The sequence below is a fragment of the Halomonas sp. 1513 genome (assembly GCA_001971685.1).
Taxonomy (GTDB): domain Bacteria; phylum Pseudomonadota; class Gammaproteobacteria; order Pseudomonadales; family Halomonadaceae; genus Franzmannia.
In genome coordinates this window covers 3028965-3043326 of the sequence record CP019326.1, presented here as the reverse complement: position 1 = coordinate 3043326, position 14362 = coordinate 3028965, and the positions used below count along the sequence as shown (strand labels likewise).

The window sequence follows — 14362 nt, the reverse complement described above, 5'->3', positions numbered from 1 at the left end:
GTGCGTCCAGTAGTGGAGCCCGCGAGGGGCGTCTTATGGGTTATCTATGCCATCCGGGGCGTCGTCCTCGACCGCTGGCGCGGGGATGTCCGCCGGGGTCTCGAGGGTTACCGGGCCGAGCTTGCCGTCGCGCAGTTCATGCAGCAGCACCTCGGCGCCGCGGTGCAGGTCGACTTCGCCGCCGGCGCGCAGGCCGCCGCGCCTGGCGGCGATCTCGGCGACGATGGCAGCGCCGTCGAAGCCGGCCAGGGCCAGGAAGTCGGGCCGCGCCGGGCCGTCGGCCTCGACCCGCGCCGCATCGGGGTTGGCGGTGTAGGCGGGCAGCGCCTTGAGCTTATAGCGCGCGGTGAGGGCCTCGGGATAGCGCTTGGCCAGTTCGGCGGCGGTGATCACCGCCACGTCGATATAGTCAATGGCGGTGTCGCGGATCGCGCCGCTGGCGGCCAGGCGGTAGGCGCTGGCCTGATCCTCGATCTTCGGCCACAGCACCCCGGGAGTGTCGATCAGCGCTACCCGGCCGTCGATGCGCACCTTCTGCTGGCGCTTGGTCACCGCCGGCTCGTTACCGGTCTTGGCGATCTTGCGGCCGGCCAGGCCGTTGATCAAGGTCGATTTACCTACGTTGGGAATGCCCATCACCATGACCCGCACGTCGCGGTCGGCGCGGATCTGGCCGGCCAGTTCATGGCACAGCGCAGGGATGCGCTTTAGCTCGCGAGCGTTGGTAGTGGTCACGGCCAGGGCGCGGGTGTCGTCCTGGGCGTCGAAGTGGGCGACCCACTCGGCGGTGCGCGTCGGGTCGGCGAGGTCGGCCCGCGACAGGATCTTGAGCACCGGCTTGTGCTCGGTGAGCTCGGCGAGCATCGGATTGGCGCTGGAGTAGGGCAGGCGGGCATCCAGCACCTCGAGCACCACGTCGATCTCCGGCAGCGCCTCCTTGATCTGGCGGCGCGCCTTGTTCATGTGTCCCGGGAACCAGCCGAGCATGGCCACTCTCCATCCGCGTGCAAAAGGCGACCATTCTAGCAGAGCTTGGCGTGGGCCGGCAGGCGCCGGCCCGGTCGGGTTTATTCGCCGTCGTGGAAGGTCAGCGATACCGAGTTGATGCAGTAGCGCAGGCCGGTGGTCTCGGGCGGGCCGTCGGGGAAGACATGGCCGAGGTGGGCGTTGCAGTGGGCGCAGACCACCTCGGTGCGCTGCATGCCGTGGCTGTCGTCGACGTGCTCTTCCACGGCGTTGACCCCCAGCGGGCGGTCGAAGCTCGGCCAGCCGCAGCCGGCGTCGAACTTGTGCTCGCTTTCGAACAGCGGCGCCTGACAGCACACGCAGTGGTAGATGCCGTGGTCGTCGCTGACCTGGTAGTCGCCGCTGAACGGCCGTTCGGTACCTTTCTCACGGGTGACGCGATACTGCTCCGGGGTTAGCTGGGCACGCCACTCGGCGTCGCTTTTCTCGACTTTGTTGCGCATGGCGGTCTCTCTCGCTGCGGGTGAATCTGTGGCCATCAAACACCGCTCGGGGGGTGTCTGGCTAGTCTCGACACGGCTATTATCAGCGTAGCTGGCCGGTCGGGAAAATCCCGCCTGGGCAGTCGCTTGACAGCCTAATGAGCGCTCAGTAACATACGCGCCACCTCGATGAGGGAACGCCGCGTCCCATTCGTCTAGTGGTCCAGGACACCGCCCTTTCACGGCGGTAACAGGGGTTCGAACCCCCTATGGGACGCCACTTCCTCTCGTCAGGTGCTGGATGATCGGCTGGTAAAGGGCCTGTGCGGGAATAGCTCAGTGGTAGAGCACAACCTTGCCAAGGTTGGGGTCGCGAGTTCGAATCTCGTTTCCCGCTCCATGCGTCCCATTCGTCTAGTGGTCCAGGACACCGCCCTTTCACGGCGGTAACAGGGGTTCGAACCCCCTATGGGACGCCACTCCGATCATCGATAGGTTGTGATACAAGCGGGAATAGCTCAGTGGTAGAGCACAACCTTGCCAAGGTTGGGGTCGCGAGTTCGAATCTCGTTTCCCGCTCCAAGTAAGACCCGAGCAGGCCAATGCGACGGTCGCGAGCTGGTGCGCCAGCCCGGTCGATCTCGTTTCCCGCTCCAAGCACCAAAAAATATTGCGTCCCATTCGTCTAGTGGTCCAGGACACCGCCCTTTCACGGCGGTAACAGGGGTTCGAACCCCCTATGGGACGCCACATCGCTGCCACGCTTCATCATGCGGGAATAGCTCAGTGGTAGAGCACAACCTTGCCAAGGTTGGGGTCGCGAGTTCGAATCTCGTTTCCCGCTCCAAATAAGCCCCTCCCTATATCTGATTCTCGAGGCCCTTGAATTCTCGACGATCGGCCATATCTTTAGTTGCCTAATGATTCACCTATCTCCCGGGAGATCCCGATGGCCACACCGGCGCTGTCCATCCGTGGGCTGACCAAGGTCTACGGCAACGGTTTTCACGCCCTCAAGGGCATCGATCTCGATGTGCAGCAGGGCGACTTCTTCGCGCTGCTCGGGCCCAACGGGGCTGGCAAGTCGACCACCCTCGGCGTGGTCTGCTCGCTGGTGCAGAAGAGCGCCGGTGAGATCTCGATCTTCGGCATCGATACCGACCGCGACTTTGCTCGCGCCAAGTATCATCTCGGTGTGGTGCCCCAGGAGTTCAACTTCAACCAGTTCGAGAAGGTCATCGATATCGTGCTGGCCCAGGCCGGCTACTACGGCATGCCGCGCAGCGAGGCCTTGCCCCGCGCCAAGCGCCTGCTCGGCGACCTCGGCCTGTGGGACAAGCGCGACGGCAGCGCGCGGATGCTCTCCGGCGGCATGAAGCGCCGGCTGATGATTGCCCGGGCGCTGATGCACCGGCCCAAGCTGCTGATCCTCGACGAGCCCACCGCCGGCGTGGATATCGAGCTGCGCCGCAGCATGTGGGAGTACCTGCGCCGCATCAACCGCGAGGAGGGCACCACCATCATTCTCACCACCCACTACCTCGAGGAAGCCGAGAGCCTGTGCCGCAACGTGGCGATCATCAACCACGGCGAGATCATCCGTAACACCAGCGTCAAGTCACTGCTCACCGAACTCGACACCGAGACCTTCCTGTTCGACCTGGCCGCCCCGCTGGAGGCGGTGCCGCAGATCGAGGGCTTCGAGGTGCAGCAGGTCGACGGCGCCCAGCTGGCGGTCATGGTGCACCGCGGGCAGCGGCTCAACGATATCTTCGCCGCCCTCGGCGAGCAGGGCATCGAGGTGGTGTCGATGCGCAACCGCGCCAACCGCCTCGAGGAGATGTTCGTGACCATGGTCGAGCAGGGCAATGCCGAGCTCGACCGTGCCACCAAGGCAGCGGAGGCCCGCCCATGAACCCGACGCAGATCGCCATCGCGCTATGGACCCTTGTGCACAAGGAGATCAAGCGCTTCACGCGGATCTGGCCGCAGACCTTGCTGCCGCCGTCGATCACCATGACCATGTACTTCATCATCTTCGGCAGCCTGATCGGCTCGCGAATCGGCGAGATGGACGGCTTCAGCTACATGGACTTCATCGTCCCCGGGCTGATCATGATGGCGGTGATCACCAACAGCTACTCCAACGTCGCGTCATCCTTCTTCTCCAACAAGTTCCAGCGCTCCATCGAGGAGATGATGGTCTCGCCGATGCCCAACTGGGTGATCCTGGCCGGCTTCGTGCTGGGCGGCATGGCCCGCGGGCTGGGCGTGGGGCTGATCGTGACCATCGTGTCGCTGTTCTTCACCCGAATTAGCATGGCTCACCCGCTGCTGACTATCTTCGTGGTGGTGCTGACCTCGGCGCTGTTCTCCATCGGCGGCTTCATCAACGCGCTGCTGGCCGACAAGTTCGACGATATTTCCATCGTGCCGACCTTCATCCTCACGCCGTTGACCTACCTCGGCGGGGTGTTCTACTCGATCTCGATGCTGCCGGCGCTGTGGCAGGGGGTGTCGATGCTCAACCCGATCCTGTACATGGTCAACGTGTTCCGCTACGGCTTCCTGGGCGTCTCGGATATCCCGGTAGTCTGGGCGCTGAGCGCCATCGTGGCCTTTATCGTGGTGCTGTTCGGCCTCGCGCTGTGGATGCTCGAACACGGCAAAGGAATTCGTTCATGAGCCAAGATCGTCCCGATACCCTGGCCCACGCCCCGCTGGGCCGCGAGTCGGCCTACCCGGAGCGCTACGACGCCACGCTGCTCTATCCCATCCCGCGGGCCGCCAACCGCGCGCCGCTGGGCATCGAGGAGGGCGCCTTGCCGTTCGTCGGCGAGGACGAGTGGCACGCTTTTGAGGTCTCGTGGCTCAACGCCCGCGGCAAGCCGCTGGTGGCGGTGGCCCGCTTCCGGCTGCCGGCGGACTCGCCGCACCTGATCGAGTCCAAGTCGTGGAAGCTCTATCTCAACGGCTTCAACCAGACCCGCTTCGCCAGCCGCGAAGAGGTGATAGCGACTCTCGAGCGGGACCTGAGCGGCGTGGCCGGTGCAGCCGTCGAGGTGGCACTGTTCGGCGTCGACGACCAGGCGCTGGCGCCGCGGCGCCTGCCCGGCGAGTGCCTGGATGACCTGGACATCGAGATCGACGACTACACTCCGAGTGCGGCCCATCTGAAGGCAGGGGAGGAGATCGTCGAGGAGACGCTGCACTCGCACCTGCTCAAGTCCAACTGCCCGGTCACCGGCCAGCCCGACTGGGGCAGCGTGATGATCCGCTACCGTGGCCCCCGGCTCGACCGTGAAGGGCTGCTGCGCTACCTGATCGGCTATCGCCAGCACCAGGACTTCCACGAGCACTGCGTCGAGCACATCTTCAGCGACCTGATGGCCTGCGCCCGGCCCGAGCGGCTGCTAGTGCTGGCGCGCTATGTGCGCCGCGGCGGCCTGGATATCAGCCCCTGGCGCGGGACCCCCGGCGAGCGCCCGCCGGAGCCGCTGCGCCTGGCTCGGCAGTAAGTCACTGCGGTAAGCTGGTGGCCTATTCGACACCACGACGAGGAGACGCCGGATGGATGCCATGACGCTGCTGCACGAGCGCAGTTCCATGGGCAAGCTGATGGGCCCGCCCCCTGATGCGGCCCAGTGCGAGGCGCTGTACCGCGCCGCGCTGCGCGCGCCCGACCACAAGGAGCTGACGCCGTGGCGTTTCATCGAGTTCTCCGGCAAGGGCCTCGACCGCCTCGGTGAGCTGTTCGCCGAGGCCGAGTACCGCGATGACCCGCACAGCGGCGATGACACCCTCAACGCCGCACGCAAGAAACCCCTTCGCGCACCGATGGTGATCGCGGTGATCGCCAAGGTCACTCCGGATCTGCCCAAGGTGCCGCCGGTGGAGCAGGTGATTTCCGCCGGCTGCGCCGCCCACGGCATCATACTCGCCGCTCATGCCCTGGGCCTCGGCGCCATGTGGCGCAGCGGCCACTACGCCTTCAACAGCACCGTGCGCAAGGGGCTTGGCCTGGGCGAGCACGACGAGATCGTCGGCTTTCTCTACCTCGGCCAGCTGGCCGGGCGCCACAAGCCGCTTCCCGAACGCGACCCGGCCGACTTCGTCGAGCGCTGGGACTGAGTCACGTATTGCGGCAGTCCCCGAGGCGTGTCTGGCGCCGTCAGAGCCAACGGCTGCAACGCCGGGAAGTGGGGAAAAGCGCTTGCAATCACGGGCTTGGCTCGTTACAGTGTGCGCCGTTCTGACGCATAGGCCGAGCCGCTAACGCCGCCCGTTCCTGCGAAAGAGCCACAATGTGGAGGGGTGTCCGAGTGGTCGAAGGAGCACGCCTGGAAAGTGTGTAAGTCGAAAGGCTTCGAGGGTTCGAATCCCTCCCCCTCCGCCACGAATATCGAAAAAGCCGCTGATTTCAGCGGCTTTTTCTATTTCTGGTGGTCTCACTCCACGTCCTGGCTCCACCGTTGGCCCGCACGAATCGTCAGCCTCTCCCGTTCAGCCCGGCATTTTCCATGTTTCATGCGGCGGCAAATAACTACCTGTCTTTTCGCTTGATGTTCTTGCCGTGAACCCATCGTTGGTGGTGGCCAACCACCGTGTGCAGGACGGCGCCCCATCGGCCTGAATTACCTGCTACGCTTTGTAATGTTAAGAAAATTCCTGATAAATAGTGAGATCCATTGTAGCGCGCATCACGTCCAGCACTTGGGATCAAAAGAAGGAAGCTGGTTCTTGATAATTTACCAGGCAAACGCAACGAGAGGAGGCGATCACTGCGGTTAGCGGCTGGCGTCACAGGCTGTACCGCTTGTGATGCGAAAGCGTTACGCGAACAAAAAGCCGCGCTAAAACATGCGAGCCACCATCGGCGTCATCACGGGTAAAGCGCTTACCTGACGGTGCTGGTTCTGATCCGACGAACGGGAGTACGTTCATGGCTACTGGTGTTTGGATTAGTTTGTTTGGTTACTTTGCGCTAATGATCGCCATCGGCATCTATGCCATGCGCAAAGCGACGGCCTCATCCGAGGATTACATGTTGGGTGGCCGTGGCCTCAGCCCGCAAGTGGCGGCCCTGTCAGCCGGTGCGTCGGACATGAGCGGTTGGTTGCTGCTGGGGTTGCCCGGGGCCATGTTCGTCTCTGGTCTGGGCTCGGCCTGGATCGGCATCGGCCTGCTGGTAGGTGCGTTCTTCAACTGGACGCTGGTGGCACCGCGGCTTCGCGAGCAGACCGTGCATTACGGCAATGCGATTACCATCCCGGCGTTCCTGGCCAACCGGTTTCCGACTCGGGCGCTCTCTCTGCGGACGGTGTCCGCCATCGTCATCGTGATCTTCTTTGCGGTCTACACCGCCTCAGGCCTGGTGGCGGGCGGCAAGCTGTTCGAAAGCGCGTTCGCCGGGATATACAACTTCGGCGACATGAGCAACTACGCCATGGGGGTCATGATCACCCTCGGCGTGGTACTGATCTATACCGTGGTCGGCGGCTTCCTGGCCGTGAGCATGACCGACTTCGTGCAGGGCTGCATCATGATGCTGGCGCTGGTGATCATGCCGGCGGTGGTGCTGTTTGGTGAAGGGGGCGGCGGTTTTGGCCAGGCCTCACAGACCTTGAATGACGTCGATCCCACACTGCTGTCCTGGACGTCGGGGCTGACCTTCATCGGCTGGCTGTCGGCGGTGACCTGGGGGCTGGGCTATTTCGGACAGCCGCATATCATCGTGCGCTTCATGGCCATACGCTCGCTCAAGGACGTGCCGGTTGCCCGCAACATCGGCATGGGCTGGATGCTGATCTCGCTGATCGGTGCGGTCTCGCTGGGGATCTTCGGCCGCGCCTATGCGATCCGCAACGGCATGGACGTCCAGGACCCGGAAACGATCTTTATCATCCTCGCGGATCTGCTGTTCCACCCGTTGATTACCGGCTTCCTCTATGCGGCGCTGCTGGCCGCTATCATGAGCACGATTTCCAGTCAGCTGCTGGTGTCGTCTTCATCGCTTACGGAGGACTTCTACCGCCTGTTCCTGCACAAGAACGCGACCGAGCAGCAGTGCGTGGCCGTAGGTCGCGTATGTGTGGTGCTGGTGGGTATCGTGGCCGCCGTAATTGCGTCCGATGAGGACTCTCAGGTGCTGGGGCTGGTCAGTAACGCCTGGGCAGGCTTCGGGGCGGCGTTCGGCCCGCTGATCCTCCTGTCGCTGATGTGGCCACGCACCAACGGCGCCGGCGCCATCGCCGGCATGGTGGTGGGTGCTGCCACGGTCATGATCTGGATCTCACTGGGTTGGAACGGTGAGTTCATGGGCGGCCCCGGTGTATACGAGATCATTCCTGGCTTCATCGCCTCCTTCGTTGCCATCATGGTGGTGAGCAGCGTGACGGCCGATGCCGGTGAATATCAGCACATCACTCGCTAGTAAGCGCTAGCAGGACGCATGCAACGTAGTGAAGGGGCTCCTACGGGGGCCCTTTTTACGCGGCGCAACAAGGCTACGCCTCGAGTAGCAAGGAGAGATTCAGCATGAACGACGCCAAGCGACATCTGCACATCGATTCGGCAGACCTCCGGGCACGCATCCGCGCCAACTACGACGCCGATGAAGTAGCGGTGCTGCAGGAGCTTGTCGAGCGTATCAAACTGTCGGAGGAGGAGCGCCACGAGGTGGCAGCCGTGGGTGCCAACTACGTGGCACGGGTACGCAAGGAACGGTCGCCCTCGATGATGGAGGCGTTCCTGGCCGAGTACGGACTCTCGACCACCGAGGGTGTCGGCCTGATGTGTCTGGCTGAAGCGCTGCTGCGCGTGCCCGATGCGGAAACCATCGACGACCTGATCCACGACAAGATCGAGCCGTCCGACTGGGGTGCCCACCTGGGCAAGTCCTCTTCGTCGATGGTAAACGCCTCGACCTGGGCGTTGCTGCTGACCGGCAAGGTGCTGGAAGAGGATCCCAAGGGCCCGACGCGGGCGCTGCGTGGCCTGGTCCGTCGCATGGGCGAACCGGTGGTGCGCAAGGCCGTTGGCCAGTCGATGAAGATCCTCGGCCGTCAGTTCGTGCTCGGCCAGACCATCGAGGAGGGCATGAAGAATGCCCGCGAACTCGAGAAGCAGGGCTACACCTACTCCTATGACATGCTCGGCGAAGCGGCACGCACCGACGAGGATGCCGTTCGCTATCACCAGGCCTATGCCAAGGCGATCACCGCGATTGCCAAGCAGGCCAAGGGCGACGTGCGCGGCAGCCCCGGCATCTCGGTGAAGCTCTCTGCGCTGCATCCGCGCTATGAATATACCCACCGTGACACGGTGATGTCGGAACTGGTGCCACGCGCCAGGGAGCTGGTGCAGCAGGCGGCCAAGGCCAATATCGGCTTCAATATCGACGCCGAGGAGCAGGACCGGCTCGACCTCTCCCTCGACGTGATCGAGGCGCTGATGTCGGACCCCAGCCTCGATGGCTGGGACGGATTCGGGGTCGTGGTGCAGGCCTACGGGCGCCGCGCCGGGCCGACGATCGAGGCGCTCTACGAGCTTGCCGAACGCTTCGACCGCAAGATCATGGTGCGCCTGGTGAAAGGGGCCTACTGGGATACCGAGATCAAGCTGTCCCAGGAAATGGGCGTCAAGACCTTCCCGGTCTACACCCGCAAGGTCAACACCGATGTCAGCTACATGGCCTGTGCGCAGATGCTGCTCGACCGGCGCGACCGCATCTACCCGCAGTTCGCCACCCACAACGCCCACACCTGTGCCGCCGTGGTGGCCATGGCCGGCGGCGACAAGGAGAGCTACGAGTTTCAGCGCCTGCACGGCATGGGCGAATCGCTGCACCATATCGTCAAGCAGGCGGAAGGCACGCACTGTCGCATCTACGCCCCGGTTGGCGCGCACCGCGACCTGCTGGCCTACCTGGTACGCCGCCTGCTGGAGAACGGCGCGAACTCCTCATTCGTCAACCAGGTAGTGGATAGCTCGATTCCGCCAAGCGAGGTGTCGAAGGATCCGGTGTCCGGGTTCCAGCAGCTTGGCAAGGACGTCTCAAGCCCGCTGATTCGCCAGCCCGGCGAGCTGTTCGCGCCCGATCGCAAGAACTCCAAGGGCTACCGCATCAACGAACCCGCCTCGATTCTGCCGCTGCTCAAGGCACGCGAGGCCTTTGCCGATACCACCTGGACGGCAGGTCCCATGCTGGTGGGCAGTCCGGCACCGCAAGGGCCGGCTCGCGACGCCGTGTCGCCCGCCGACGGCTCGCGGGTGATTGGTAAGGTACATGAAGCGACACCGGAGGAGGTGGCCGCCGCCCTCGATGCCGCCGAGCAGGGCTTCCGCGAGTGGTCGGCGCGCCCGGCGTCGGAGCGCGCCGAGGTGCTGCGCCGCACCGCTGACCTCTATGAAGCGCACATCGCCGAGCTGACCGTGATCACCACCCGCGAGGCCGGCAAGATGATGTTCGACGGCATCGCCGAGGTGCGCGAAGCGGTGGACTTCCTGCGCTTCTATGCCAACGAGGCCGAGCGCCTGGAGGCCGAGGAGCCGGGCAGTGCCCGCGGTATTTTCGTCTGCATCAGCCCGTGGAATTTCCCGCTGGCCATCACCACCGGCCAGATCGCCGCGGCGCTGGCCGCCGGCAACGCCGTGCTCGCCAAGCCCGCCGAGCAGACGCCGCTGATTGCCGCCCGCGCCGTGGAGCTGATGCGTGAGGCCGGCCTGCCGGAAGCGGCGCTGCAGCTGCTGCCCGGCGACGGGCCGACGGTGGGCGGGCCGCTGACCAGCGACCCGCGCATCGCCGGCGTGTGCTTCACCGGTTCGACCCCGGTGGCGCAGATCATCCACAAGGCCCTGGCGCAGAACGCCGGGCCGGACGCGGTACTGATTGCCGAGACCGGCGGGCTGAACGCCATGATCGTCGACTCCACGGCGCTGACCGAGCAGGCGGTGCGCGACATCCTGATCTCCTCCTTCCAGTCGGCCGGCCAGCGCTGTTCAGCGCTACGCATGCTCTATGTTCAGGAGGAGGCCCGCGAGCGGCTGCTGACGATGCTCGACGGCGCCATGGACGCGCTGACCATCGGCGACCCGTGGAATACCGACACCGACGTCTCGCCGGTGATCGATGCCGAGGCACAGGCTGACATCAGCGCCTACGTGGCGGAGCAGGAAAAAGCCGGCAAGGTGATGAAGACGCTGCCGGTGCCGGACACCGGCACCTTCGTTACCCCGGCGGTGGTCGAGGTCGGCGGGATCGAGGATCTCGAGCGTGAGATATTTGGTCCGGTCCTGCACGTGGCCACCTTCAAGGCGCGCGACATCGACAAGGTGGTCGATGCCATCAACGACCGCGGGTACGGGCTGACCTTCGGCCTGCATACCCGCATCGATGACCGCGTGCAGCAGATCGTCGAGCGCATCCACGTCGGCAACATCTACGTCAACCGCAACCAGATCGGCGCCATCGTCGGCTCCCAGCCCTTCGGCGGCGAGGGCCTCTCGGGCACCGGCCCCAAGGCCGGCGGTCCGCTCTACGTCTCGCGCTTCCGGCGTACCGCACCCGCGGAGCGCTACGACGCACCGCAGGGCAAGGCCGTAACACTCGAGGCGCTGCAGTCGGCCCTCGACGGGCTCGACTCACGCAACTGGGCGGCGCGGCCCGACCGCGTCGAGGTACTGCGCCGCGCGCTGTCCGGCAAGGGCGGGGTGGTACGCAGGGCGATCAACGAGACGGCGGCGCTGGACATGACGCCGCAGACCCTGCCCGGGCCGACGGGGGAGAGCAACCGACTGTCGCAGTATCCCAAGGGCCCGGTGCTGTGCCTGGGGCCGACCCTGGATATCGCCGTGGCGCAGGCCGCCCAGGCACTGGGCACTGGCTGTGCGGCGGTGGTGGTGGCGACCGGCGCCGAGCAGGCCGTGAAGCCGCTGATCGACGCCGGGGCGCCGCTGGTCGGGCTCGACGGCAGCGTCTCGGCCGAGACGCTGAGCGACCTCGACGGCATCGCCGCCGTGGCCGCCGCCGGCGCCAGCGACTGGACCCGCGAGCTGCGGCTGGCGCTGGCCAAGCGCGATGGTGCGATCATCCCGCTCGAGACCCAGGTGGTTGCGCCGGAACGCTACGTGGTGGAACGCCATCTGTGCATCGACACCACTGCCGCGGGGGGCAACGCCAGTCTGCTGGCGACGGCCGAATAGTCGCAAAGACCCACCGGGGCGGTCGTCTGGATGGCCGCCCCAGCTGCAGAATGCTTGGAGTGCACCGGCAACAAGCCGGATAATGTGAAGTCAAAATATGGTTGTTGCGAGCAACTAATAGTGCCGGGGCGCAACGTCTCGGCATGTGCTTGTATGTTTTACGAGGCAGTGGTTTGGCTTCAGGCTTCTACGCTACTGCGAAACAGGACCAGAAATTCACTCGCCGGCATCGGTCGGCCAAACAGATAGCCTTGGTAGAGGCTGCATCCCAGGTCGGCGAGCACCGAGCGCTGCATGTCTGTTTCGACCCCTTCGGCGATCACCGACATCTCCAGGCTTTTTGCCAGGGCGATGATGCTGGCGGCGATGGGCGTCGACTGGGCGTCATGGCTCAGGTCGCGGACGAAGGCGACGTCGATCTTGAGCGTATCCAGGGGCAACGACTTGAGGTAGGCCATGGAAGAGTAGCCGGTGCCGAAGTCGTCCAGCGCGAAGTGGATGCCGGTGCGCCGCAGCAGGGCCATCTTCTCGATGGCCCCCTGCGGGTCACTAAGCAGCAGGGACTCGGTGAGTTCCAGGGTCAAGCACCCTGGGTCAGCGTCATGGCGGGCGATAGCCGAGAGCACTTGGTCGACGAAGTCGGGTTGCTGGAATTGGCGCACGCTAACGTTGAGGGACAGCTTCAGTGCGCGCAGCTCTGGCTGCTGGCGCCACTCGCCCAGTAACCGGCACCCTTCCTGCAGCACCCAGTCGCCAAGCGGCAGGATCAGGCCACTCTCCTCCGCCAGCGGAATGAAACGCCCGGGGGATATTTGCCCGCGGCTCGGGTGCTGCCAGCGGATCAGCGCTTCAGCGCCTATCACGCCTTGCGCGGCATCCACTTGAGGCTGGAGGTGCAGGAGGAACTCACTGCCATCGATCGCGAGACGCAGCTCGCGCTCCAGAGCAAGACGCTCCTCCAGCTCCCTCTCCAGCGCGGGGTAGAACAGCCGGGGGCAGCCGTCGCGCTCGCGCTTGGCTTCGAGCATGGCCAGGCCGACGCGCTTGAAGAGGTGTGCGGTACTTCCCTCTTGGTGGGGCGAGAAGATCAGCATGCCGACGTTGATTCGACACGGATAGGTGTGGCCTTGCAGCTGGTAGTCCGCTGTTAGCGAGGCCACGACGCGCTCGGTAAGCCGGTGTGCTTCGCGTTCGGCGCTGGACCGCTCCCGCGCCGAGAGTGGAGTCAGTAGAGCGAATTCATTCCCATCCAGCCGCGCCACGAACAGGTCGTTGCCGGCCCAGCTACGCAGGCGAGCGGCCAGTTGGCGTAGCATCTCGTCTCCGACGTCCTGCCCCAGGCTGTCATTGAGAAACTTGAAGCGGTCGATGTCTAACAGCACCAGCAGCGCTGGTGAGTCGGCGGATTCGTGGTGCTTTGCATAGCCATCCAGGCGCTCTTGCAAGGCACGGCGATTGGGCAGCTCGGTCAGAAAGTCGTGGTAGGCGAGATAGAGGATCCGCTGCTGCGCCTGTTGCTCGGCCGAGCGGTCGCTGATCAAGGCGACGTAATCGCGTTCGTCACTGTCGGCGTAGCGCACGCGGCTGACGCTCAACCAGGCGGGGAAGGAAGAGCCATTGCGGTGCCGTGCCTCGATCAGGCCGCTCCACTCGCCGCTATCCGCGAGGGATTGCTGGATGCGCAGATTCAACGTCCGGCTGTCATCGACGTACCCCATCTCCCACAGAGAGCGCCCGCTCGTGTCCTGACCCTCCAATCCCAGTAATTTTTCGAATGCCTGGTTGCAGAGCCGAATGCGGGTCCGATCGTCGAATAGCACCACCCCATCGTGCAGCGCCGAGATCACCTCTAGCAGTTGGGTTCGTGTCATATGCTGGTGCTGTTCGCTAGCGCGCAGGCGACGCTGAACTCGAGTGGCGACCACGGTGAGTAGCGCTATCAGCAAGGCGCTGCCACTGATCAGGTAGATTAGCCAGTTCGACTCATGGGTCATCGGCGCCGCCGCCGTGGCGTCAGGCTGGGGCACGAACCAGGCGGCTTGCATGGCCACGTAGTGCATGCCGCTGATGGCAAGCGACACGCACAGCGCCGAGATAAAGGCGCCGATGCGCGAGCACTTCTGGCCCCACTGGTGTCGGCACAGGCGGTAGGCATAGACGCTCAGGATGCCGAGGCCGATGGCCACGCCCAGCGATACCAGAAACAGGCCAAGGGAGTGGTGGAGCATAGCGGGCATGCGCATCGAGGCCATGCCGGTGTAGTGCATGAGGCCGATGCCCAGGCCTAGCCCGGCCCCAGCCAGCAGCGAGGTGCGGTGGGGTGGGAGCTGCTGACGGGACAGCACCAGCAACACGGCAAAGCTTCCCAGGATGGCGGGAATGATCGACAGTCCGGTCAACGCCGGGGCGTGGGTCACGCTAAAGTCGAGCCGGTAGGCGTGCATGCCGGTGAAGTGCATGCTCCATACACCAAGGCCCATTACGCTGGCCCCGCAGGCCAGCCACAGCCAACGCCAAGCCGCTCGACGGGCGGTGCCGACGAGATTGATGATGTCCAGCCCGGTATAAGCGGCTGCCAATGCGACCGCCCACGAGACCAACACGAGGGGAAGGTGGTGCTCGCCCTGAACGGCCCCAAGGGCATGCGGGTCAATCACGAGATGCGTCAGTATCGTCATACAGTGGTTATCGGCAGCGCGCTGGGATTAGTG

The 14362-nt window shown here is 64.6% G+C and carries 9 protein-coding genes and 7 tRNA genes; 13 read left to right on the top strand and 3 right to left on the bottom strand.

Features of this window, described 5'->3' with window-relative positions:
- Nucleotides 1–33: 33 nt before the first annotated feature.
- Together BWR19_13835 and BWR19_13830 are read right to left on the bottom strand one after the other, a co-directional pair.
- The gene (locus BWR19_13835) at nucleotides 34–987 is read right to left on the bottom strand and encodes a ribosome biogenesis GTPase YlqF (protein APX93925.1); all 954 of its coding nucleotides are present in this window, start codon (nucleotides 985–987) and stop codon (nucleotides 34–36) included.
- An 80-nt stretch (nucleotides 988–1067) separates the two neighbouring features.
- Entirely contained in the window at nucleotides 1068–1469 is a 402-nt protein-coding gene (locus BWR19_13830; GenBank protein ID APX93924.1) for a peptide-methionine (R)-S-oxide reductase, read from the bottom strand.
- A 183-nt stretch (nucleotides 1470–1652) separates the two neighbouring features.
- Between BWR19_13830 and BWR19_13825 the strand changes: the two genes are divergently transcribed.
- From BWR19_13825 to BWR19_13765, 13 genes are all read left to right on the top strand, one after another.
- Nucleotides 1653–1728: transfer RNA gene (locus BWR19_13825), tRNA-Glu, on the top strand.
- A 45-nt stretch (nucleotides 1729–1773) separates the two neighbouring features.
- Nucleotides 1774–1848: transfer RNA gene (locus BWR19_13820), tRNA-Gly, on the top strand.
- A 3-nt stretch (nucleotides 1849–1851) separates the two neighbouring features.
- Nucleotides 1852–1927, top strand: a tRNA-Glu gene (locus BWR19_13815).
- A gap of 28 nt (nucleotides 1928–1955) precedes the next feature.
- Nucleotides 1956–2030, top strand: a tRNA-Gly gene (locus BWR19_13810).
- 92 nt (nucleotides 2031–2122) lie between these two features.
- A tRNA-Glu gene (locus BWR19_13805) sits at nucleotides 2123–2198 on the top strand.
- Nucleotides 2199–2220: 22 nt separating this feature from the next.
- Nucleotides 2221–2295 (top strand) — tRNA-Gly (locus BWR19_13800).
- A 102-nt stretch (nucleotides 2296–2397) separates the two neighbouring features.
- A complete protein-coding gene (locus BWR19_13795) occupies nucleotides 2398–3363 on the top strand; it encodes an ABC transporter (protein APX93923.1) in 966 nt (321 codons plus the stop codon).
- Nucleotides 3360–4133, top strand: coding sequence for an ABC transporter permease (locus BWR19_13790; GenBank protein ID APX93922.1), 774 nt, complete (start codon nucleotides 3360–3362; stop codon nucleotides 4131–4133). Before BWR19_13795 ends, BWR19_13790 begins: the two co-directional genes overlap by 4 nt.
- On the top strand, nucleotides 4130–4966 hold the full coding sequence (locus BWR19_13785; GenBank protein APX93921.1) for an NADPH-dependent 7-cyano-7-deazaguanine reductase QueF: 837 nt from the start codon (nucleotides 4130–4132) through the stop codon (nucleotides 4964–4966). The genes BWR19_13790 and BWR19_13785 overlap by 4 nt, the downstream gene beginning before the upstream one ends.
- Before the next feature lie 52 nt (nucleotides 4967–5018).
- On the top strand, nucleotides 5019–5579 hold the full coding sequence (locus BWR19_13780; protein APX93920.1) for a nitroreductase: 561 nt from the start codon (nucleotides 5019–5021) through the stop codon (nucleotides 5577–5579).
- A gap of 177 nt (nucleotides 5580–5756) precedes the next feature.
- Nucleotides 5757–5844 (top strand) — tRNA-Ser (locus BWR19_13775).
- Between the two features lie 546 nt (nucleotides 5845–6390).
- On the top strand, nucleotides 6391–7881 hold the full coding sequence (locus BWR19_13770) for a sodium/proline symporter (protein ID APX93919.1): 1491 nt from the start codon (nucleotides 6391–6393) through the stop codon (nucleotides 7879–7881).
- 104 nt (nucleotides 7882–7985) lie between these two features.
- On the top strand, nucleotides 7986–11651 hold the full coding sequence (locus BWR19_13765) for a bifunctional proline dehydrogenase/L-glutamate gamma-semialdehyde dehydrogenase (GenBank protein APX93918.1): 3666 nt from the start codon (nucleotides 7986–7988) through the stop codon (nucleotides 11649–11651).
- A gap of 179 nt (nucleotides 11652–11830) precedes the next feature.
- Here the strand turns inward: BWR19_13765 and BWR19_13760 are convergent, their stop codons facing one another.
- On the bottom strand, nucleotides 11831–14329 hold the full coding sequence (locus BWR19_13760) for a PAS domain S-box protein (protein APX93917.1): 2499 nt from the start codon (nucleotides 14327–14329) through the stop codon (nucleotides 11831–11833).
- Nucleotides 14330–14362: the final 33 nt, after the last annotated feature.